General features: G+C 69.6%; 17 protein-coding genes, 1 tRNA gene and 1 riboswitch. Of the genes, 7 read left to right on the top strand and 11 right to left on the bottom strand.

The genetic code is table 11. The annotated features are described in order from the left end of the window. Positions 1-10: 10 nt before the first annotated feature. Positions 11-87, bottom strand: a riboswitch (SAM riboswitch). 138 nt (positions 88-225) lie between these two features. The 5 genes from ACTOWL_RS11925 to ACTOWL_RS11905 all read right to left on the bottom strand — a co-directional run bounded on the left by ACTOWL_RS11925 (position 226) and on the right by ACTOWL_RS11905 (position 4559). After that, complete coding sequence (locus ACTOWL_RS11925) at positions 226-639, bottom strand: SET domain-containing protein-lysine N-methyltransferase (RefSeq protein ID WP_441321443.1); 414 nt, start codon at positions 637-639, stop codon at positions 226-228. 99 nt (positions 640-738) lie between these two features. Next, the gene (locus ACTOWL_RS11920) at positions 739-1221 is read right to left on the bottom strand and encodes a GNAT family N-acetyltransferase (RefSeq protein WP_441321442.1); all 483 of its coding nucleotides are present in this window, start codon (positions 1219-1221) and stop codon (positions 739-741) included. Then, positions 1218-2102, bottom strand: a complete 885-nt coding sequence (locus tag ACTOWL_RS11915) for an ABC transporter permease (protein ID WP_441321441.1) — start codon at positions 2100-2102, stop codon at positions 1218-1220. The genes ACTOWL_RS11920 and ACTOWL_RS11915 overlap by 4 nt, the downstream gene beginning before the upstream one ends. Then, positions 2099-3049 carry an ABC transporter permease gene (locus ACTOWL_RS11910; protein ID WP_441321440.1) on the bottom strand — a complete coding sequence of 317 codons (951 nt, stop codon included), beginning with the start codon at positions 3047-3049 and terminating at the stop codon, positions 2099-2101. Before ACTOWL_RS11910 ends, ACTOWL_RS11915 begins: the two co-directional genes overlap by 4 nt. A gap of 7 nt (positions 3050-3056) precedes the next feature. After that, complete coding sequence (locus tag ACTOWL_RS11905) at positions 3057-4559, bottom strand: ABC transporter substrate-binding protein (RefSeq protein WP_441321439.1); 1503 nt, start codon at positions 4557-4559, stop codon at positions 3057-3059. A 248-nt stretch (positions 4560-4807) separates the two neighbouring features. Between ACTOWL_RS11905 and ACTOWL_RS11900 the strand changes: the two genes are divergently transcribed. From ACTOWL_RS11900 to ACTOWL_RS11885, 4 genes are all read left to right on the top strand, one after another. Continuing rightward, positions 4808-6337 (top strand): serine hydrolase, encoded by a 1530-nt coding sequence (locus tag ACTOWL_RS11900; RefSeq protein ID WP_441321438.1) that lies wholly within the window; start codon positions 4808-4810, stop codon positions 6335-6337. A 62-nt stretch (positions 6338-6399) separates the two neighbouring features. After that, positions 6400-7515 carry an anhydro-N-acetylmuramic acid kinase gene (locus ACTOWL_RS11895; protein WP_441321437.1) on the top strand — a complete coding sequence of 372 codons (1116 nt, stop codon included), beginning with the start codon at positions 6400-6402 and terminating at the stop codon, positions 7513-7515. A 73-nt stretch (positions 7516-7588) separates the two neighbouring features. Beyond that, entirely contained in the window at positions 7589-8605 is a 1017-nt protein-coding gene (locus tag ACTOWL_RS11890) for a serine hydrolase domain-containing protein (RefSeq protein ID WP_441321436.1), read from the top strand. Positions 8606-8717: 112 nt separating this feature from the next. Further along, a complete protein-coding gene (locus ACTOWL_RS11885) occupies positions 8718-10511 on the top strand; it encodes a M2 family metallopeptidase (RefSeq protein ID WP_441321435.1) in 1794 nt (597 codons plus the stop codon). Between the two features lie 162 nt (positions 10512-10673). Here ACTOWL_RS11885 and ACTOWL_RS11880 read toward each other — a convergent pair whose 3' ends face one another. From ACTOWL_RS11880 to ACTOWL_RS11860, 5 genes are all read right to left on the bottom strand, one after another. Beyond that, complete coding sequence (locus ACTOWL_RS11880) at positions 10674-12545, bottom strand: hypothetical protein (RefSeq protein WP_441321434.1); 1872 nt, start codon at positions 12543-12545, stop codon at positions 10674-10676. Positions 12546-12767: 222 nt separating this feature from the next. Continuing rightward, positions 12768-14129, bottom strand: coding sequence for a glutamine synthetase family protein (locus ACTOWL_RS11875; protein WP_441321433.1), 1362 nt, complete (start codon positions 14127-14129; stop codon positions 12768-12770). A gap of 108 nt (positions 14130-14237) precedes the next feature. After that, complete coding sequence (locus ACTOWL_RS11870) at positions 14238-15857, bottom strand: bifunctional aspartate transaminase/aspartate 4-decarboxylase (RefSeq protein ID WP_441321432.1); 1620 nt, start codon at positions 15855-15857, stop codon at positions 14238-14240. A gap of 11 nt (positions 15858-15868) precedes the next feature. Continuing rightward, complete coding sequence (aspT, locus tag ACTOWL_RS11865; protein WP_441321431.1) at positions 15869-17551, bottom strand: aspartate-alanine antiporter; 1683 nt, start codon at positions 17549-17551, stop codon at positions 15869-15871. Between the two features lie 181 nt (positions 17552-17732). Beyond that, a tRNA-Gly gene (locus ACTOWL_RS11860) sits at positions 17733-17806 on the bottom strand. Positions 17807-17946: 140 nt separating this feature from the next. Between ACTOWL_RS11860 and recR the strand changes: the two genes are divergently transcribed. Further along, positions 17947-18537 (top strand): recombination mediator RecR, encoded by a 591-nt coding sequence (gene recR, locus ACTOWL_RS11855; RefSeq protein WP_441321430.1) that lies wholly within the window; start codon positions 17947-17949, stop codon positions 18535-18537. Between the two features lie 11 nt (positions 18538-18548). On the opposite strand, the gene ACTOWL_RS11850 is transcribed toward recR, so the two are convergent. After that, on the bottom strand, positions 18549-19013 hold the full coding sequence (locus tag ACTOWL_RS11850) for an Lrp/AsnC family transcriptional regulator (RefSeq protein WP_342240563.1): 465 nt from the start codon (positions 19011-19013) through the stop codon (positions 18549-18551). 99 nt (positions 19014-19112) lie between these two features. Here ACTOWL_RS11850 and ACTOWL_RS11845 point away from each other — a divergent pair, with 99 nt between their 5' ends. Together ACTOWL_RS11845 and ACTOWL_RS11840 are read left to right on the top strand one after the other, a co-directional pair. After that, entirely contained in the window at positions 19113-19973 is an 861-nt protein-coding gene (locus ACTOWL_RS11845; RefSeq protein ID WP_441321429.1) for an EamA family transporter, read from the top strand. A gap of 652 nt (positions 19974-20625) precedes the next feature. Continuing rightward, a partial coding sequence (locus ACTOWL_RS11840) for a M10 family metallopeptidase C-terminal domain-containing protein (protein WP_441321428.1) occupies positions 20626-21069 on the top strand: 444 nt, incomplete at its 3' end.

The raw sequence follows: 21069 nt of genomic DNA, 5'->3' as shown, positions 1-21069 counted from the left end.
TGCGTGCGGGACCTGCGCGCAACCGACCTTTTAGCGGAGTTTAACGTGGCCGCAAGCCGGTCGGCTCAAATCACCACGGGGCCGCTTTGGGAGCAGCGGACCCAAGACTTATCGGCAAAACGGCGATCGGGCAATGCGTTTCGGGGCAAGCAGCCTGCGGCAAGGGCGCCCCAGCCCCGCAGCAGGGGCTGGGGGGCGCCTCGGGCCGCCGGCCTGATCCCCCGATCAGCCGCCGACGGCGTGCAGGGTCCGGCTCTTGCCGCCCCGGATGCGGTCCGCTGCGCCGGCGCCCCAGCCATAGTCCAGCACCAGCTCCTGGCCCGGCTCGATCGGCCGGATCGCCCGGAAGGTCAGGATCTTGGCGGCGACGTCGATCTCGACATCGACATTCGGCGCGTCGCTGGCGTTGAACAGGCTGCCGACGCCGAGGCTGACGGCCCGCGGCCGGCCCTCCTCCGGCCAGCGGTAGACGTAGTCGTCGAGGATCGTGTCCTGGCAGCGCCGCCAGTCCTCCTGGTCCAGCAGCAGCACCGGGTTGCGGCAGACCACCTCGTCCCGGACGAACCGCCGGGTGGCGAACACGCCACGGCCGGCCGCCGCAACGCTGCGGACGTCATACCCCTCGTCTTCCGGCTTCATTCGGCAACTTATCGATGGATCGGACATGGCGACGAGGCTGCCCGCGCCCGCGATCAAAATTCCATCAGCATTGGAGGCAGCCGCGGGCCACCCGCCGGGTCAGCCGCGATCCTCGGCCAGGGCGTAGAGCACGAAGGGCATCTCGATCCCCTCGTAGAGCCGGCGATAGGTGCGGCAGAGGCGGAAGCCGCGGGCCTCGTAGAAGCGGCGGGCGAGCCGGTTGTGGGCGAAGCTCTCCAGCGTCCGGCAGCCGCGCGCCACGGCGTCGGCCAGGAGCGCGGTACCGGCCGACCGGCCCTGCGCCGCCGGGTCGACGAACAGCATGTCGAGATGCGACCCGGTCATCAGCGAGAAGCCGAGCGGCGTGCCCTGATCGTCGACCACGATGCGCAAATCGGGCAGCCGGGCGGCGAAGCGGTTGGCGAAATCCTCCGGCCGTTTGCGGTCCAGGATCGCGGCCGGGAGGATGTGCTCGAAGGCGGCACGGGTGCTGCGCCAGGCGACCTCCGCCACAGCCGATACATCCGCCGGCGCCGGCGGCCGGACCGTCACCGCCGCCATCGTCCCAATGTCACCCATCATCCACTGCCCCGCAGCCTGGGATCGAGCGCATCGCGCAACCCGTCGCCGAGCAGGTTGAAGCCGAAAGACGCCAACAGGATGGCAAGGCCGGAGAAGATCGAATCCCAGGGCGACAGCAGCAGGTAGCTTCGCGCCTCGGCCAGCATGCGGCCGAGCGAGGGCACCGGCGGCTGGGTGCCGAGGCCGAGGAAGGACAGTGAGGCCTCGACCAGGATCGCGGTGGAGAGGGCCAGGCTGGCCTGCACCAGGATGACGCTGGCGAGGTTGGGCAGCACATGGCGCCACAGCACCCGCCCCTCCCCCGCCCCGATGGCGCGGGCGCCGAGCACGTACTGGCTGCTGGCCACCACCAGGGCCGGGCCGCGCAGCAGCCGGGCGAAGACCGGGATGTAGACGATGCCGATGGCCAGCGCCGTGGTGGTCGCCCCCGGCCCCAGCACGGCGACGATGCCGATCGCCAGCAGGATGATCGGGAAGGCGAACAGGATGTCCATCAGCCGCATGCCGGCGCGGTCGAGCCAGCCGCCGCGCAGCGCCGCGGCCACGCCCAGGGTGCCGCCGACCAGCAGCGCCAGCAGCACCGCGCTGGCCGAGGCGGCGAGCGAGGCGCGGTAGCCGTAGAGGATGCGCGACAGCACGTCCCGGCCGAACTGGTCGGTGCCGAGCCAGGCCGCGGCGCCGGGCGCCTTCATGCGCCGGATCACATGCTGGGCCAGCGGGTCGTCCGGCGCGATCCAGGGCGCCAGCAGCGCCGCCCCGACCTGCAGCAGCACCAGCGCCCCGCCGATCCAGACCAGCGGGTGCCGCGGCGCGGCGATGCGGCGGCGCGACGGCGGCGCCAGGGTCTCGGGCCCCAATATGTTGGACGGGGGCGCCGTCATCGCAGGCCGATCCGCGGGTCGAGGGCGGCGTAGAGCATGTCGGTGACGAAGTTCACGACCACGAATCCGGCGGTGACCAGCAGGATCGCCGCCTGGATCAGCGGGTAGTTGCGCTCCGCGATCGCGCCCAGCATCAGCCGGCCCAGGCCCGGCAGGGCGAAGACCTGCTCGACCACGATGGCGCCGCCGAACAGGTAGCCGGCGGAGATGCCGAGCGCGGTGACGAAGGGGATCATGGCGTTGCGGAAGGCGTGGTCGAACACCACCGCCCGCTCGCTGACGCCCTTGGCCCGGGCGGTGCGGATGTAGTCCTGCCCCAGCGCGTCGAGCATGGCCGAGCGGACGATGCGCGACAGCGACGCCAGCACCGGCACGGCCAGCGCGACGGTCGGCAGCAGCATGCGCTGCAGGTTGCCGACCGGGTCGTCGGCCAGCGGCACGAAGCCGATCGCCGGGAAGGACGGGAACACGCCGTGGAACAGGTAGATCAGCAGCGCCCCGAGCCAGAAGGAGGGTACGGTGACGCCGGCGATGGTGATCACCCGCACCAGATAGTCGCGGGCGGAGTTGCGGAAATAGGCCATCAGGCAGCCGGCCGGCACCGCCAGCGCCACCGAGACGATCAGCGCCAGCAGCGTGACCTCGATGGTGACGCCGATCCGGGCCGCGATCTCCTCCAGCACCGGCCGGCCGGTCCACAGGCTGGTGCCGAGATCGCCGGTCAGCAGGCCGCCGAGCCAGGCCAGGTACTGGGTCACCAGCGGCTGGTCGAGGCCGAGGCGCTGGCGCAGCGCCTCGATCCGGTCGGGCGTCACCTCGCTGTTGGCGCCGAGCATGATCTGCACCGCGTCGCCCGGGATCAGCCGGATCATCAGGAAAGCGACGACCGAGACCCCGAACAGCACCACCAGCAGGTCGAGCAACCGCCCGGTCAGGAAACGGGCCATCGCGCCATCACTTTTGCAGCGCCGTCTGCCGCAGCGAGCGGGTGGAGCGGTTGCCGACGATCTCGTAGCCGGTCACGCCATCGCGCACCGCGGTGAACAGCTGGCCGAAGGCGAGATGGGCGATCGGGCCGTCGCAGGCCAGGCGCTTCTGCAGGTCGGCGTAGATCGCCTTGCGCTTGGCCGGGTCCAGCGTCACCCGCCCTTCGTCCAGCAGCTTGTCGACCTCGGCGTCCGAATATTTGAACACATTGGTCGACCCGCCGGTGCGGAAGGTCCGGTACAGGTAGCCGTCGGGGTCGACATTGCCGCCGTTGATCGAGGCGAAGAGCTGGAAGTTGGAGTTGCGCCAGTCCTGGATGAAGGTGCCCTGCTCCTGCACGTTCAGCGCCACCTCGAAGCCGGCGGCGTTGAGCTGGGCCTGCACCACCTGGGACACATCGACCACCAGCTGGTTCGAGCCCAGCACCTTCAGCTCCGCCTTCAGCGGCAGGGCCACGCCGGCCTCGGCCAGCAGCGCCTTCGCCTTCTCCGGATCGGCGGCGTAGCAGGGAAAGTCCGAGACCGGCAGCGCCCAGTCCTTCAGGCCGGGCGACAGCGGCCCGCCCGGCTGGCCCTTGCCGAAATAGGCGGCCTCGACGATCTGCGACCGGTCGATCGCGGTGTTCAGCGCCTCGCGCACCTTCGGGTTGTCGAAGGGCGGCTTGGAGACGTTCATGCCGACCAGGGTGTAGGACAGGTCGGTCGTCTCCAGCAGGGTGACGCCGGGCGTGCCCTGCAGCGTCGCCGCCGTGGCCGGGTCGACATTCGGCAGCAGCTGGTAGGTGCCGCCGGACAGGCCGACCTGCCGGGTCGAGGCCTCGGGCACGATGTTGATCTTGACCGCGTCGAGCTTCGGCAGGCCCTGCTGCCAATAGCCGTCGGTCTTCGCCAGCAGCAGGTAGGTGTCGGGCACCCATTCCTTCAGCGTGAACGGGCCGGTGCCGTCGGTCTTGCGCTGCAGGTCGATGCCGCCGGTCGCCGCCGCGGCCGGCACGATCGAGATCTGCGGCAGGTTGGCGAGGAAGGGGGCGGAGGGCGTTGTCAGCGTCACCGTCACCTGCCGGTCGCCGGTCGGCGTCACCTCCTTCACCATGTCGATGCGGCTGGCATAGGGCGAGCCGGTCTTGGGGTCGCGCACCCGGGCGAAGCTGGCGGCGATGTCGGCCGGCGTCACCGGCGACCCGTCATGGAACTTGGCGCCCGATCGCAGGGTGAAGACATAGGTCAGCCCGTCGGGCGAGATGGTCCAGGATTCGGCCAGCTCCGGCACCACCTTCAGGTCCTTGTCGACCGAGGTCAGGCCTTCATAGACCGAGCCGTTGACCAGCACCGTGGCGAAGGAGGTGGCGACATGCGGGTCCAGCCCGACCGGCGACTGGTCGGTCGCGACCTCCAGCGTCTGCGCCCAGGCCATCGGCCCAACGAGGACTGCCGCCGCTGCCGCCAGCGACACCCGAATCATCCGTCCCATCTCCAGCCTCCCCCTGTTGATTTGGCGCCAGTAAGGCGCGTTCGCCGGGCGAGGTCAATCGATCGACGTATGCTGGTGCTTCGTTCCGCTTTGGTCATCGAAGTCTTCTTTGTGATACTAGAGTTCTTCATATCAGAAATTTCGATGCGCGATTTTGAGGGGGATTCATGATCAGTCGGCGGACTCGGAGCGGCACCGCGCCATCGGTCGCTTGCGCAACACCAGCCGAGAGGCTTCAGCGGGGTATCGTGGCCGCGACGCTCGCCATCTTCGCGCTGGCCGTCGCCGGACCGGCGGCGCAGGCTGCAGATCCCGCTTCCGGGACGCCGATGGACGCACGGATCCACGCTCTGGAGCCCGAGCTCGAGGCCTATGTGGCGGCCGGGATGAAGGCGTTCGACACGCCGGGCCTCGCCATCGGCATCGTCAGCGGCGACAGCCTGGTCTACGCCCGCGGCTTCGGCGTGCGCAGCAAGGCGAAAGGCGGGACGGTCGGGACCCGCACCGTGTTCCAGATCGGATCGACCACCAAGGCCTTCCTTGCCGCCACCCTGGCGATCGCCGTGGATCGCGGCAAGCTGCACTGGGACGACCGCATCGTCGACCTCGACCCGGAGTTCCAGCTGAAGGACGCCTGGGTGACGCGCGAATTCCGGGTCTTCGACCTGATGGCGCAGCGCTCGGGCCTGCCGCCCTACGCCAATGACTGGCTCGGGATCCTGGGGCAGGACGAAGCGTCGCTGATCCGGTCGCTGCGCAATGTCGAGCCGGCGTCGAGCTTCCGCTCCACCTTCGCCTACACCAACATCACGCATCTGCTGGCCGGCCGCATCGTGGCGCGCGGCGAGAATGCGGCGGACTGGAGCGCGGTGCTGCGCCAGGACCTGCTGGAGCCGCTCGGCATGGCCGAGACATCGACGACCGCCGAGGCGATCGAGGCCGCGCCGGACCATGCCCAGGGCCATCGCTGGGCCCCCGACGGCACGGTCGAGGTGCCGTTCACGCCGCTGTTCCCCTATGCCTTCGGCGCCGCCGGCGAGATGAACTCGACCATCGAGGACATGGCGCGCTGGCTGCGCCTGCAGCTGCGCGACGGCAGCTTCGACGGGCAGAAGATCGTCTCGCCGGAGAGCATGGCGGTCACCCGCATTGCGCGGGTGGGGATCAACGACAAGGCCTTCTACGCGATGGGCTGGGTCGGCCTCTCGACCCCGAACGGCCGCATCATCTGGCACAATGGCGGAACCCCCAGCTTCGGCGCCTATGTCGGCTTCGCGCCGGAGAAGGATGTCGGCGTCGTGATCCTGACCAATGAGGCGAATGTCGGGTTCCCCGATGCCGTGGGCGCCTGGGTGCTGGACCGGCTGCTGGACAATCCGCGAGTCGACCATGTCGCAGCCGCGCTCGACGTGGCGAAGACCCGGTTCGCCGCGTCGGCCAAGCTGTTCATGAAACCGGAGAACCCGCAGCCCGCCCTGCCGCTGGCGCCGCTGGCCGGAAATTATGTCGAGCCGAGCTTCGGCAAGGCCGTGCTGCGCCAGGACGGCGACGGCGCGGTGCTGGAGCTGCAGGATGGCGGCGCCGTGCTGCAGCTCGAGCCGTGGGACGGCAGCGTCTTCACGATCCGGCAGAAGCCGGTGGGCCGGTTCGCCGCCATCGTCGAGAACAGCGACCCCAGCCCGGCCGGCTTCGTCCAGTTCCAGATCGACATGGACGGAACCAAACCCTTGCTCCGCCTGACCATCGAGAACCAGGCCTTCACGTTCCGGCGCGAATAGGAGGTCTCATCCGGCCCGCTTCGGCGCTATCGTCGCGGACGAATCGAGCGAGGAGGGACGGCATGCCCGGAGCACGGCGCACCGCGATCGGCCTGATGAGCGGCACCTCGATGGACGGGGTCGACGTCGCGGTGATCGAGACCGACGGCGAGACCGTCTTCGCCCGCGGCGGCGCCTCGACCACGCCCTACACCGACGCGGTGCGCAACGCCCTGCTGGCGGTGGCGCGCGACCCGGCGCGGGCCGAGCACGAGGCGCTGGACGAGCTGTCCACCGCGGTCACCGACCTGAACGCCGCCGCCGTGCGCCGCCTGCTGGACGAGGCCGGGCTGGCGCCGCAAGCGGTCGACGTGGTCGGCATGCACGGCCAGACCATCCTGCACCGGCCGGAGCGGCGCTTCACCCGGCAGCTCGGCGACGGCGCCCGGCTGGCCGCGGCGCTGGGCATCCCCTGCGTCAACGATTTCCGCTCCGCCGATGTCGCCGCCGGCGGCCAGGGCGCGCCCTTCGCTCCGCTGTACCACGCCGCTTTGGCCAAGGACCTGCCGCGGCCGCTGGCGGTGCTGAATCTCGGCGGCGTCGGCAATGTCACGGTGATCGAGGCCAATGGGACGAAGGACGGCGCCATCACCGCCTTCGACACCGGCCCGGCCAGCGCCATGATCGACGATTGGGTGCAGCGCCACACCGGCGCCCGCTACGACGAGGACGGCCGCATCGCCGCGTCCGGCACGGTGGCGCAGGACCGGCTGGCGGCGCTGCTGGCCAACCCCTATTTCGACGCGCCGCCGCCGAAATCGCTCGACCGCAACGACTTCCCGCTGGCGGCGGTGGACGGGCTGAAGCTGGCCGACGGCGCCGCCACCCTGGCCGCCTTCACCGTCGCCTCGGTCGCCGCGTCGCGCCGGCACTTCGCCGCGGCGCCCGGGCGCTGGCTGGTGACCGGCGGCGGCCGGCACAACGGGACCCTGATGGATGGGCTGCGGCGGGCGCTGGGCGTGCCGGTCGATCCGGTCGAGGCGGTGGGCTGGGACGGCGACGCGCTGGAGGCCCAGGCCTTCGGCTTCCTCGCCGTGCGCTCGCTGGACGGGCTGCCGCTGAGCCTGCCGACCACCACCGGCGTGCCCCGGCCGATGACCGGCGGCGTGCTGCACCGCCCCCTGTCCCGCGCGGCGTGATGGACCGGCTCTTTTCTGTCATCGCCGGGCATGACAATAGAGTGTTGAACGACCTCTGCCTGGACTCCGTCGAATGACCCTCGCCGCCGCGGCCGATGCCGCCTTCGCTCTGGTCGATGAAGCGATCGATGCCGGCCGCATCCCCGGCGCCGTGCTGGGGCTGGTGACCCGCGACGGCGACCGCGCGATCCGCTTCGGCGGCCACGCCGCGTTGGTGCCGGAGCGCGTGGCCCTGGCCGAGGATGCGCTGTTCGACCTGGCCAGCCTGACCAAGGTGATCCTGACCACCACCGAGGTGCTGCGGCTGGTCGAGCAGGGGCGGATCGACCTGTCCGACCCGCTGGCGCTGCACCTGCCGGACCTGCGCCAGTACCAGCCCGAGCACTGGGTGCGGCAGGTCACGGTGCGGCAGCTGCTGTCGCACCGCTCCGGCCTGCCGGCGGTGGAGCCGCTGTACACCTGGGGCAGCGACCCGGAGACGCTGAAGGCGCTGGTGCTGCAGAAGGACTGGGCGGCGGGCCCCGAGACCTATTCCGACGTCAACTACGTGCTGCTGGGCATCCTGGTCGAACGGCTGCGGGACAAGCCCTTGCGGGACCTGCTGCCCCCAGGCGACTTCGCCGTCAGCCCCGGCCCGGCTCGCGCCGTGGCCACCGAGCGCTGCACTTGGCGCGGCCGGGTGATGCGCGGCGAGGTGCATGATGAGAACGCCTATGCGCTGGGCGGCCTGGCCGGGCACGCCGGGCTGTTCGGCAGCGCCGCCGCGGTGCTGGACTTCGCCGGGTCCTTCCTGACCGGCGAGGTGCTGCGGCCGGCCACCATCGGCGAAGTGCTGCGCGTCGAGGACCAGCCGCACGGGCTGGGCTGGCAGGTGCGGCACGAGGGCTGGTTCGGCGGGTCGCTGTGCTCGCCCGACACGATCGGCCACACCGGCTTCACCGGCACGGCGCTGTGGCTCGACCTGGAGCGCGGCCACGCCTGGACCCTGCTGACCAACCGGGTGCATCCGTCGCGCCATGTCGAGACCGGCATCCAGACGCTGCGCCGCTCTGTCTCCAATACCGTGTCGGCGGCCTGGCCGTTCCGGTGACGCGGCGATTGACAGGGGAGTCCTGGCCGCCTTTCCTGGGGGCAATCGGTCCGGCGATGGGGAGAACGCCGGAGATTTCTCATAAAATTCAATGCATAGGGGGACCGTCCCGATGAGATCCCGCCTGCTGGCCGCCGGCACCGCCGCGGCCGCCCTGCTGTGGGGCATCGCCGCCCCGGCCCAGACCCCTGACGAAGCCCGCGCCTTCGTCGACAAGGCCGAGGCCGACCTGGCCGCCACCAGCGAATACCTCAACAAGGCGTCCTGGGTCCGCGCCACCTTCATCACCGACGACACCCAGTGGCTGGAGGCCAAGGCCAATGGCGAATGGACCGAGAAGACCAGCGCCTATGCCCAGCAGGCGTCGCGCTTCGACGGCGTCACGCTCGATCCGGTGACCCGGCGCAAGCTCGACATCCTGAAGCGCAACCTGGTGCTGCCGGCGCCGGACCGGCCGGGTGCGGCGCGCGAGCTGGCGACGCTGAGCACCAAGCTGGACTCCACCTACTCCACCGGCGAGTTCCAGCTGCAGGGCAAGACCCTGACGCTGAGCGACGCCGAGGACATCCTGGCCGCCTCGCGCGACCCGGCCGAGACCAAGGCGGTGTGGGAGGGCTGGCATACGATCTCGCCGGTGATGAAGCCGGACTATGCCAGGCTGGTGGCGCTGGCGAATGAAGGGTCGACGGCGCTGGGCTATGCCGACACCGGCGCGCTGTGGCGCTCCGGCTACGACATGCCGGCCGATGATTTCGCGGCCGAGACCGACCGGCTGTGGGGCCAGGTCGAGCCGTTCTACGAGAACCTGCACTGCTATGTCCGCGGCCGGCTGAACGCGAAGTACGGCGATTCGGTCCAGCCGAAGACCGGGCCGATCCGCGCCGACCTTCTGGGCAACATGTGGGCGCAGTCCTGGGGCAACATCTACGACCTGGTGGCGCCGCAGGACGAGACCGCGGGCTACAGCCTGGACAAGCTGCTGGTCGACGCCGGCTACGACGCGACGAAGATGGTGAAGACCGGCGAGGCCTTCTACACCTCGCTCGGCCTGGCGCCGCTGCCGGACACCTTCTGGCAGCGGTCGCAGATCGTGCGGCCGGAGGGGCGCGACGTCGTCTGCCACGCCTCGGCTTGGGACCTGGACGACCGCGACGACGTCCGCATCAAGATGTGCACCAAGGTGAACGGCGAGGATTTCTACACCGTCCACCACGAGCTCGGGCACAACTACTATCAGCGCGCCTACAAGGACCAGCCCTACCTGTTCAAGAACGGGGCCAATGACGGATTCCACGAGGCGATCGGCGACTTCGTCGGGCTGTCGGCGCTGACTCCGACCTACCTGAACCAGATCGGCCTGCTGGACAAGGTACCGGGGGCGGAGGGCGACATCCCCTTCCTGCTGAAGATGGCGCTCGACAAGATCGCCTTCCTGCCCTTCGGCCTGCTGGTCGACCGCTGGCGCTGGGAGGTGTTCGCCGGAAAGGCGGCGCCGGAGCGGTACAACGACGCCTGGTGGGCGCTGCGGCTGAAGTACCAGGGGCTGGTGCCGCCGGGACCGCGCCCGGCCGACGCCTTCGACCCCGGCGCCAAGTACCACATCCCCGGCAACACGCCGTACACAAGGTACTTCCTGGCCCATATCTACCAGTTCCAGTTCCAGCGCGCGGCGTGCAAGCAGGCCGGCTGGACCGGGCCGCTGCACCGCTGCTCGGTCTATGGCGACAAGCAGGTCGGCCAGCGCTTCAACGCGATGCTGGAGATGGGCCAGTCCAAGCCCTGGCCGGACGAGCTGGAGGCCTTCACCGGCGAGCGCCAGACCGACGCCAGCGCCGTCGTCGAGTACTTCACGCCGCTGAACGACTGGCTGACCGAGCAGAACAAGGGGCAGAGCTGCGGGTGGTAGGGTCCCACCTTCGATTGCCGTTCCTTTTCTGTCATTGCCGGGCGGGTCCTCGGGTCAAGCCCGAGGATGACAATACAAATTGAACTCCACCCCTCTTCGACACCCCGAAAACCCTCAACCGGACACCCGTGGGTCAAGCCCGAGGACGACAGAGAAGGGTCTTCAGCGGCCTTTCTCCGAGGGCGGCGTGGCGGCGCGACCGCTTTCGGTATCCGGAGACGGGACTTGAGGGTCTTCGGCGGCTTTCGCGCTTCCCTCGGGCGGCGGCGTGGCGACGCGGCCGCCTTCGGTGTCCGGAGGCGGGTCTTGAGGGTCTTCGGCAGCTTTCGCAGCTTCCTCGGGCGGCGGCGTGGCGGAACGATCGCCTTCGCCATCTGAAGGCGGGTCTTGGGGATCTTCGTCGGTTTCCCCGGCTCCCGTCTCCGCAACCGGCGGGACACCGCCCGATGGGCCGAGGCCGCTTCCGGACGCCTGGCCGGCGAGATGCTCCTCCAACCATTTGTCCAGATCGATAGGCTCATCTTCCTCGAACGGCAATTCCGTGAGGACATAGCCAGGCTCGGACACCGCGGCCTCGGCGTCCGGATCCGTATCGACGGCCCTGCCCTTGCCCTTGTCGGCCTTGCGCGCGCCGCCGCACAGAAAACAGAACGTGGCGCCGGCGATGACAATCGGCAGCAGAGCCAGGAGCGCCTGCGCGAGCCAGGTCCCGATTTTTCCCGAGATGGTCAGGTTCGTCACCGTGAGGCTGACGATCGAAGCCACCAGGCCCCCGGTGGTTTCCAGCATCTTGCCCTTGGTGACGAAAGCCGCGGTCGAGAGCGGAAGTGCGACCGTGGTGCCCGAGACCAGGCTCTTGAAGAGGCGGGCCATATCCTGCGGAGACACGTCGGGGTCGGCGGCATTCACGAACAACTGCACCACGACCCATGAGCCCCATCCGGCGTAGTCGGCGAGGGCGACCTTCTCGTTGGAGACGAGGTAGGCGTTGAGCCCGACGATGGCGGTCCCGATGACCGCAAATGCATATTTCGTGGCCTTGGGATTCGTCCGGACATCGTCGGCTCCACCAGCAGCCGCGTCCTCCTCGGGATCGACGGTGGCCACCTGATCCGACGGGGGGACGATCTTTCGCATCGCTGCGATCAGGTTGCCCCAGTCCTTCCTCATGAAAAGGAGCTCGGCGCTCAGATTGTCGCTGACCTTCTTGCCCTCGAGCAGGGTATCGATCCGCGCCAGCCTTCCTTCCATATCGTCGAGGATCTCTCCCATCGTGGTCCGCAGCTGCGGTGTCGTCGGCGCCGTGCCGGTGAGGACGGGATTCAGGCGGGCTTTCAAAGCCCGGATCCCGTCCTGCCCATAGGTCGCGAGGAACAGCGACGCCGCAGTGCCGGCGGCTGCGTAGCCCGCGAACGGTCCGTCGTGACGAAGATGATGCAGGCTCTCGGCAAAGGCGGGGCCTGCATAGATCGCGCCGGGGGCCACGAAGGGCCAGAGCCGTTCCTGGGTGTGCTGGTAGAAGAGCCGGAAATCGGCGACGGGCTCGCACAGCATGCCCAGGACGCTCGAGGTGGACCTGGCGTAGTTCGACTGCGCGCGCGTCGCGTACAGCAGATCGCCCTGAAAGGCCGCCACCAGGAACGGGAGCGGATAGAAGACAAGGGTCGCAAGCGTCAGCGCCAGGCGCTTGCCGGGATGGACACCGTCCTGGAAGAGGTCGAGGTCGCCCCTGGCGGTGTCAACCAGCCCCTTGAAAGCCTTCGCGGTCACCTCGAGGCCGGGCTCCGCAAGGCTGGCAGCCAATCGATCGAGGTCGTCGCGCAACCCGTTGAAGTCGGGCGATGCCTTCAATTCGTCGAGGTATTCCTGGTTGTCGAACCTCCGCAGATCCTCGACCACGGTCGCCGACACGAGCCAGTTCTGGGCAACCGATCCGCCTTGCTGCGCCAGTTCGAGCCATGTCCGGGGCGGATCGGCGTCCTGATCCAGGTTCGGGCGGCCCCCGCCCGTGAGCGCATGGATCCAGTCGAACATTCCGGCGCTCGCCGGCAGAGCGTGGAGATCGTCCATTGGGAGGACTCACATGGTGCGGGGTTGGCGTCCCGGCTCGGACGAGCCGCGTTCGGCCGCCGCAGAATTCGCCGACGGGGCCGGTCGGGGAATTGCGCGTTTGCTATCGCTCCATCCGCTGCACGGATACACCGCGGCATGACGGAAACATGACTGTAACGGGGGCGACCGCCGGCTTCGCCGCCCTCACACCACCTTGACGCACCAGTCGAAGTCGAGCGGCGGGATCTGGGCGTGGAAGCGGCGGTATTCGGCCAGCTTGATCTTGGCGAAGGCGTCGACGAAGGCGTCGCCGAGATAGTCCCGCATCAAGGCCGAGGCGCGGAAGTCGCGGATCGAATCGAGCCAGTTCGGCGGGATGTCCGAGGCCGGGGCGCCGTAGCCGTTGCCGGTCACCGGCGGGCCGGGGTCGCGCTGGTCGAGGATGCCGCGATGCATCCCGGCCAGCGCCGCCGCCAGCGCCAGGTAGGGGTTGGCGTCGGCGCCCGCCACCCGGTGCTCGACATGCTTCGCCGCCGGCGGGCCGATCGGCACGCGCAGGGCCACGGTGCGGTTGTTGACGCCCCAGGTCGGCGCCAGCGGCGCGTAGCTGAGGGTCTGGAACCGGCGGTAGGAGTTGGCGTTCGGCGCGAACACCAGCATGCCGTCGCGGATCGTCGCCCCCATGCCGCCGATGGCGTGGCGCAGCAGCTCGTCGCCGCCCTCTGCCGCGAAGCGGTTGTCGCCGTCGCCATCGGCCAGGCTGATGTGCAGATGGGTGCCGCTGCCGGTCTCGCCGGCATAGGGCTTGGCCATGAAGGTGGCCTCCATGCCGTGCCGCCTGGCCACGGCGCGGACCAGCCGCTTGTACAGGATGGCGTCGTCGGCCGCGCGCAGCGCGTCGGCCCGGTGCTTCAGGTTGATCTCGACCTGGCCCGGCGCGTATTCGCTGATCGCCGTGTCGGCCGGCAGGCCCTGGATCTCGCAGCCGGCGTAGAGATCGGCCAGGAAGTCGCCGAGCTCGTCGAGATCGGCCATGCCATAGGCCTGCTTGCCGGTGCTGGCGCCCCGCGGCGGCACGGGCCGCCCGGTCTCGCGCCATGAGGCGTCGAAGAGGTAGAACTCCAGCTCCACCGCCACCACGGGATGCAGGCCGTCGGCGGCCAGGCGCGACACCACCCGGGACAGCACCTGGCGCGGGTCGTAGGCCGATGGCGTGCCGTCCAGCTCGAACAGCGTCAGCAGAACCTGGGCCGAGGGCTCGGCCTTCCACGGCACCGGCACCAGCGTGCCGGGCACGGGGCGGGCGGTGCGGTCGGCGTCGCCGTCCTCCCACACCAGCCCGGTCTCCTCGACATCCGCCCCGGTGATGTCGAGGCTGATGATCGAGCCGGGCATGTAGCGGCCGTTGCGCCAGATCCGCTCCAGCTCGCCGACCGGGATGCGCTTGCCGCGCTGCACGCCGCAGGCATCGGTCAGCAGGATGTCGACGAAGCGGATGTCGCGGTGCCGGGCCAGGAAGTCGAGACATTCCTGGACGGGATCCGCGGCCCTGGTCGCATCGTCCAATCCGGCCTCCCCGTCGGTGCGTGACGCCGGAAATCTTAGGCGGAGGCGAAGGCGAGCGGAACCGGCCCAGAGCGCGGGACCGTCATGCCGCCGAAGGGGCCGGATCCCCTACTTCTTCTTCCCCGCCGCCTGGAACCGCTCGACATACTCCGCCATCAGGGTGCTGATCGCGGTGCCGATCTTGACGTAGTCGGTCTCGTTGAGGTTGGCGAGCGACACCCGGGCCGAGGGATGCAGCGTGCCGAAGCCGCGGCCGGGCAGCAGCACCACGCCGCTTTCCTTGGCCAGCCGGAACAGCACCTCCTGCGGCCTGGTGTTCTTCATGAACCAGTCGACGAATTTGCGACCATGCAGCCGGCCGCCCAGCACCTCGAGGTCGAGGATGGTGTAGTAGTCGACCGAGTTCTCGTCCTCCTCCAGCGTCACCCCGGCGGCCTGGTACAGCGCGGCCTTGCGGCGGCGGATGATCCGCTTCATCGCAGTCTTGTAGGAGTCGGGCTCGTCCATCAGGCAGAACAGCGAGAACAGCACCATCTGCACCTGCTGCGGCGTCGACAGGCCTGCCGTGTGGTTCAGCGCCACGGTGCGGCTGTCGGCCACCACCCGGTCGATGAAGGGCAAATGCCGCGGGTCGGTGGTGATCGAGGCGTAGCGCTCGTCCAGCTCCTTCTGCACCTTGGCCGGCAGCCTGGCGATGCCGCGGTCCAGCACATTGTCCTTGTGGGTGGCGATCACGCCGAGGCGCCAGCCGGTGGCGCCGAAATACTTGGAGTAGGAATAGACCAGGATCGTGTTGTGCGGGCAGGTCGCGAACAGCGACACGAAATCGTCGGCGAAGGTGCCGTAGACGTCGTCGGTCAAGAGGATCAGGTCGGGCCGCCTGGCCACGATCTCCTGCAGCCGCTTCAGATTGGCGGCGCCGAGCTTGACCGAGGGCGGGTTGGACGGGTTGACCAGGAAGAAGGCCTTCACCTTCGGGTCGAGCAGCTTGTCGAGCTCCTTGTCGCCGTACTGCCAGCCCTTCTCCGGGTCGGCGTCCAGCCCGACCTCGACCAGCTTGTAGTCGTTCAGATGCGGGATCTCGATATAGGGGGTGAAGATCGGCAGGCCGATCGCGATCGAATCGCCCGGCGCCAGCAGCCGGTTCTCGCGCAGGCTGTTGAACAGATAGGTCATCGCCGCGGTGCCGCCCTCGGTCGCGTAGAGGTCGAACGCGCCGGTGAAGGGCTGGCGGCCGATCATCTCCTTCCGGATGTACTGGCCGACGATCCGCTCGCTCAGCACCAGCATCCGGTCCGGCACCGGGTAGTTGCAGGCGAGGATGCCCTCGCACATCTCGTACAGGAAATCGCCGGCCGACAGGCCGAGCTGGTCGCGCACATAGGACACGGCGCCGACCAGGAAGGCGACGCCGGGGACTTGCCTGTGCGCCCGGGCGAAGATCTCGAACCGGCCCTCGATGCCGTCGCGCCGCGGGAAGCCGCCGACCCCTTCCGGCATATAGGCGAAGGAGCGCTCGGCCTCGGTCATGGCGAACAGGCCGAGCTGGAAGAAGCCGTGGCGCGGCACGGTCGCCAAGAAATTCGGGTTGCCGCGGCCGGCGTTCAGCATCATCCGGTCGGCGTCGCTCCTGGCCAGCTGGATCAGCGCGTCCTTCAGCTCGAACGGGCTGAGCTTGGCGAGCGAGGCGGCGGTCTTGTCGTCGATGGCGGGTGCGGTGTCGTTCATGATGGGTCTCCTCAAACCAAGCCGACCACGAGCGGGCCGAGGATGGTCAGCAGCACATTGGCCATGGCGTAGGTGATGGCGAAGGGCACGGTCGGCACCGAGTTGCCGGCCTTGTCGAGCACGGCGCCGAAGGCCGGGTTGGCGCTGCGCGATCCGGACAGGGCGCCGGCCAGGATGGCGGCGTTGTCGTAGCGCAGCACGTAGCGGCCGAACAGCAGGGTCAGGACCAGCGGCACCAGGGTGACCACCAGGCCGAGCACGAAGATCGCGGCGCCGCTTTCCTGCAGCGTGGTCCAGGCCTGGGCGCCGGAGGACAGGCCGACGCAGGCGACGAAGGCGGCAAGGCCGAAATCCTTCAGGATCTGGCCGGCGGCCGACGGCATCGCCCCGAAGGTCGGGTGCTTGGCGCGCAGCCAGCCGAAGACCAGGCCGGAGAGCAGGGCGCCGCCGCCGCTGCCGAGGGTCAGCGGGATGCCGCCGACCCGCGCGGTGATCAGGCCGACCAGCAGGCCGAGCAGGATGCCGAGGCCGAGATAGACGAAGTCGGTCTTGTCGCTGGGCGCGATCTCATAGCCCAGCAGCCTGGCCGCCCGGTCGACATCGGAGGCGGCGCCCTGCAGCGTGATCACGTCGCCGTGATGCAGCGCGGTGCCGTCCAGCACCGGCAGCGGCCGCTCCATCCGGGTGATGCCGGCGATGTAGACGCCGTGCCTGGCCGTGGCGTCGGCCTGGGCCTTGAGCTCGCCGATGGTCTTGCCGTTGGCGCCGGGGCGGGTGAAGACCACGTCGCGGAGATGCAGCACCATCTCCATGCCCGCCGCCGCGGCCTCCTCGGCGCCGATCCCGGGCGCCGCCGCCACCACCGCGTCGCGCCGGCCGACCACCAGCACATGGTCGCCGGCCTGCAGCCGCAGCCCGGGCTCCACCGCCGGCGCCGCATCGCCGCGGCGCACCCGCTCGATGGTGATGCGCTGCGCCGCGGCCTCGATCTCGCCGACCGTCCGGCCGGCTGCCGCGGTCACCGTGTAGGTGCGCCCGACCAGGTCCGGCGCCGCCGCGACGTCGCCGCGGCCCAGCACCAGGCCGCCGCCGGCCAGCGCCCGCTCCGCCTTGACCGCATCCTCGCGGATGTCGCGGCCGTACAGGCGCGGCACCAACATCAGGCAGACCAGGATCGGCCCGAGCGAGCCGAAGATGTAGGTCACGGCATAGCCGATCGCGATCTCGGATTGCTGGCGGGCCACCTCCTCGACCGGCAGGCCGAGGCGGTTCAGCGTGTCGCCGGCGGTGCCGATGATGGCCGACTGGGTCAGGCCGCCGGCGGCGATGCCGGCCGCCAGCCCCTTGTCCAGCCCGCCGATCCGGGCGCAGACGATGACGGTGACGAGCGCCGTGGCCGCCAGGAACACCGCCATCGCGATCTCGCGCAGCGCCGAGCGGTTCAGCGAGTTGAAGAATTGCGGGCCGCTTTCGAAGCCGACGGCGTAGATGAACAGGGCGAAGGCCACCGCCTTGATGCCGGGATCGATGGTCACCCCGACCTGGCTGATCAGCACCGCGGCGATCAGCGACCCGGCAACCCCGCCGAACTGGAACCGCCCGAACTGGATCTTCCCGACCGCGTATCCAATCGCCAGCGACAGGAACAATGCAGCCTCCGGCGAGGCTTTGAATAAATTATGAAGTATTTCCATGCGGGTGCTCCATCATCTGGAGGCGCTGTCCGACGATCGCCGAATAAGCCATCGGCGTCATCCAAATTCCGTCCCATGAATACTATGATAATCGCCGACGCGATTACGGCCGAATCAGATCACGAATCGGCGACGCCGGCATGGCACGGCGTGTCGGGAGAGCGGCGATTGTGAGAAAGGCTGGAGCGGGTGAAGGGAATCGAACCCTCGTCGTAAGCTTGGGAAGCTTCTGCTCTACCATTGAGCTACACCCGCGCGCCGTCGGTTATAGGCGAAGCGGCGATGCCGTTCAAGGCGCCTCGGTGCGATCGCGACGGGTCCGGTTTTGCCCGCTGTGCTAGGAAACTGCGTCGGATAGGATCGGTGCCGCGGAGGGCGGCTGGAATGGAGCACGCATGAGCGGCGAGATCGCCACCATGATGGACCTGCTGGCGCGGCTGCCGGGGCTGGGGCCCCGGTCGGCGCGCCGGATCGCGCTGCACCTGCTGCGCCACCGCGACACCGTGATGCGCCCCCTGGCCGAGGCGCTGGACGCGGCGGCCACGGCGATCGTGCCGTGCTCGATCTGCGGCAATCTCGACACCGTCGACCCCTGCCCGATCTGCAGCGACCCGACCCGCGACGCCGGGCTGATCTGCGTGGTCGAGCAGGTGGCCGACCTGTGGGCGCTGGAGCGGGCGCGCGCCTTCCGCGGCCGCTATCACGTGCTGGGCGGCACGCTGTCGGCGATCGACGGCGTCGGGCCCGACGACCTGGCGATCCCGCGCCTGCTGGCCCGCGCCCGCGAGCCCGGCGTGGCGGAGGTGATCCTGGCCCTGAACGCCACCGTCGACGGCCAGACCACGGCGCATTACCTGGCCGAGAAGCTGGAGGGCATCGGCCCCAGCATCACCCGGCTGGCGCATGGCGTGCCGGTGGGCGGCGAACTGGACTATCTCGACGACGGCACGCTGGTGGCCGCCCTGCGCTCGCGCCGGGGGCTGTAGCCCCGGCCCCCCTATCCCGGCAGCGGCGGGTCGCGCGGCGGCACCGGGGTGGACTGGACGATCGAGGTGGTGGTCTGGCCATGCGCCAGGAAGCGGTCGAGCAGCCGGTCCAGCGTCTCGATCGCCTCGACATGCACCTTCAGGATGAAGCAGTCCTCGCCGGTGATGCGGTGGCATTCCGCCACCTGCGGCATCGCCCGCGCCAGCTCGGCGATCTTCGGCAGCTGCCCCGGCATCGGCCGGATGCGGACGAACACGGTCAGCGGATAGCCCAGCGCCCGCGGCTCCAGCTCCAGCCGCCAGCCGCGGATCACCCCCGCCTCCTCCAGCCGCAGCAGCCGCTCGCGCACGGCCGGTGCCGACATGCCGATGCGCCGCGCCAGCTCGGCCACGCCCAGCCGCGGCTCGGCCTGCAGCAGGCGGAGCAAGGCGAGGTTGCGCTCATCGGCGAGCAGCGGCGAGACCTGGAAGGCCAAATCGACGGATTCCCTTCGGAACAAAGGCCGATGACGGCACAAGGCTTCGACCGATCATGGGCCGGAGCGCCGGCGCATGCAAATCTTCCGGCCATGTCGATGCCCGAGACCTCCGCCGCCGCGCCGCTGGCGCAGCGGCTGCCGCCGCAGCTGTTCTTCGTCGTCAGCGCCGTGTTCCACTATCTGGGGCCGGCCTGCGCCGTGCTGCTGTTCGGTGCGGTCGAGGTGCTGGGCGTCGCCTGGCTGCGCATCGCCACCGCCGCCCTGGTGTTCGCGCTGTGGCGCCGGCCCTGGCGGCTGTGGCGGCGCAGCAGCGCGGCCGACCGCCGGATTCTGCTGGCGCTGGGCCTGGTGCTGGCGGCGATGAACGCCTGCTTCTACCTGGCCATCGCCCGGCTGCCGCTGGCCACGGTCGGCGCCATCGAGTTCCTGGGGCCGATCGGCCTGGCGGCGGCCGGGCTGCGCAGCCGGCGCAACCTCGTGGCGCTGAGCGTGGCGGCGGCCGGCGTGGCGATGCTGACCCAGATCCGGCTGGAGGGCGACGCCCTGGGCTATGCCCTGGCCTTCGCCAATGCCGCGCTGTTCGTCGCCTATATCATGCTGGGCCACCGCATCGCCGGGGCCGACGGCATCGACGGGCTGGCGGCGGCGATGCTGGCGGCGCTGGTGGCGATCACCCCGTTCGGGCTGGGCCCGGCCCTGCCGGCGCTGACCGACCCGGCGCTGCTGCTGGCCGGGATCGGGGTCGGCATCGCCTCGTCGGTCATCCCCTATGTCTGCGACCTGCTGGCGATGGCGCGGCTGCCGCGCGCCAGCTTCGCGCTGATGCTGTCGCTGCTGCCGGCCACTGCCGCCGGGATCGGCGTCCTGGTGCTGGGACAGATCCCCTCGACCCGGGACCTGACCGGCATCGCCCTGGTGATGGCCGGCGTCGCCCTGCACCGCGCCGCCCGGGCCTGAAGCGCCAGCCGCGATCACGATCCGGCGATGTCGGCTAAAATGTCGGATTAGGACGACAATCTGGCCCTGGTGACACATTCGCGCCACCATCTGCCGATATCCAGGTTGATAAGCGCGATGACGACGCAGCCCCGATCCCGTATCGCGGACGATGTCGTCGCGGGCAGCCTCGCCGGCGGCATGTCCGGCCCGGCCGGCCATCGGATCGAGCATCGGATGGGCCTCTGCCGATGTCGCTGACGGATTGCCGGGATGGCGATGGCCACGGTATAGTCCAATTTGCATCGAATTTTATATAATGGTGGGGGAGCAACTTGGATGTGGTTCACGGAACCGGAGCGGGACGTGTCGCAGCGCGGGATCTGCCGGTAATGCCTTGCACGCTGACGGCCATCACATCCCTGTCACCGGCGGGCCGAAGCCAGGCGCGCCCGCGGTCCTTCCACCTCCTCCTGTGACCAGTCTCCGCAGCGGCCGGTAAGCCCGGCCGCCCACCCAGGACAACCGAACTCGCCTCACTCCCGCAATCGGGAGCGAGCGACGGGGCAGCCTTCGCAACGAAGGGCGCCCAACGGCACCGTCCTGCCCGGCCTCGATGCCGAGGCCGCGCGACGGGCCTTCGATCCAACCGTGCAAGAAGGGGAAAGATGCAATGGATTTTATTGGCGACGATTCCGGCAACATCATCGACGGCACCGGTAACACCGACCTCATCATCGGCCGCGGCGGCAACGACACACTCACCGGCGGCGGCGGCAGCGACACCTTCAGGTACGACACGCGCGAGTTCGACGCCGACACCATCACCGACTTCACCCTCGGCGTCGACAAGATCGACCTGTCCTTCCTCAAGGTCTCCGATCTCGCCAGCCTGACACCCTTCATGGAGCAGAGCGGCGACGACACCGTCATCCGCCTCGGCTACGACAGCGACGACGAAGTCATCATCCTCAAGAACGTCAACAAGGACAGCCTGACCGCCGGCAACTTCGTCTTCTACACCGCGGCCACCGCGGTCACCGCCACCGGCACCGGCTACAACGACTTCCTGTTCGGCGGCAGCGTCAACGACACCCTCTCCGGCGGCGACGGCTAC

The organism is Inquilinus sp. CA228, from assembly GCF_052078665.1.
In the GTDB taxonomy this organism is placed as follows: domain Bacteria; phylum Pseudomonadota; class Alphaproteobacteria; order DSM-16000; family Inquilinaceae; genus Inquilinus.
Note: the sequence above shows the minus strand (reverse complement) of the source record. Positions and strands in the feature narration are given on the sequence as shown.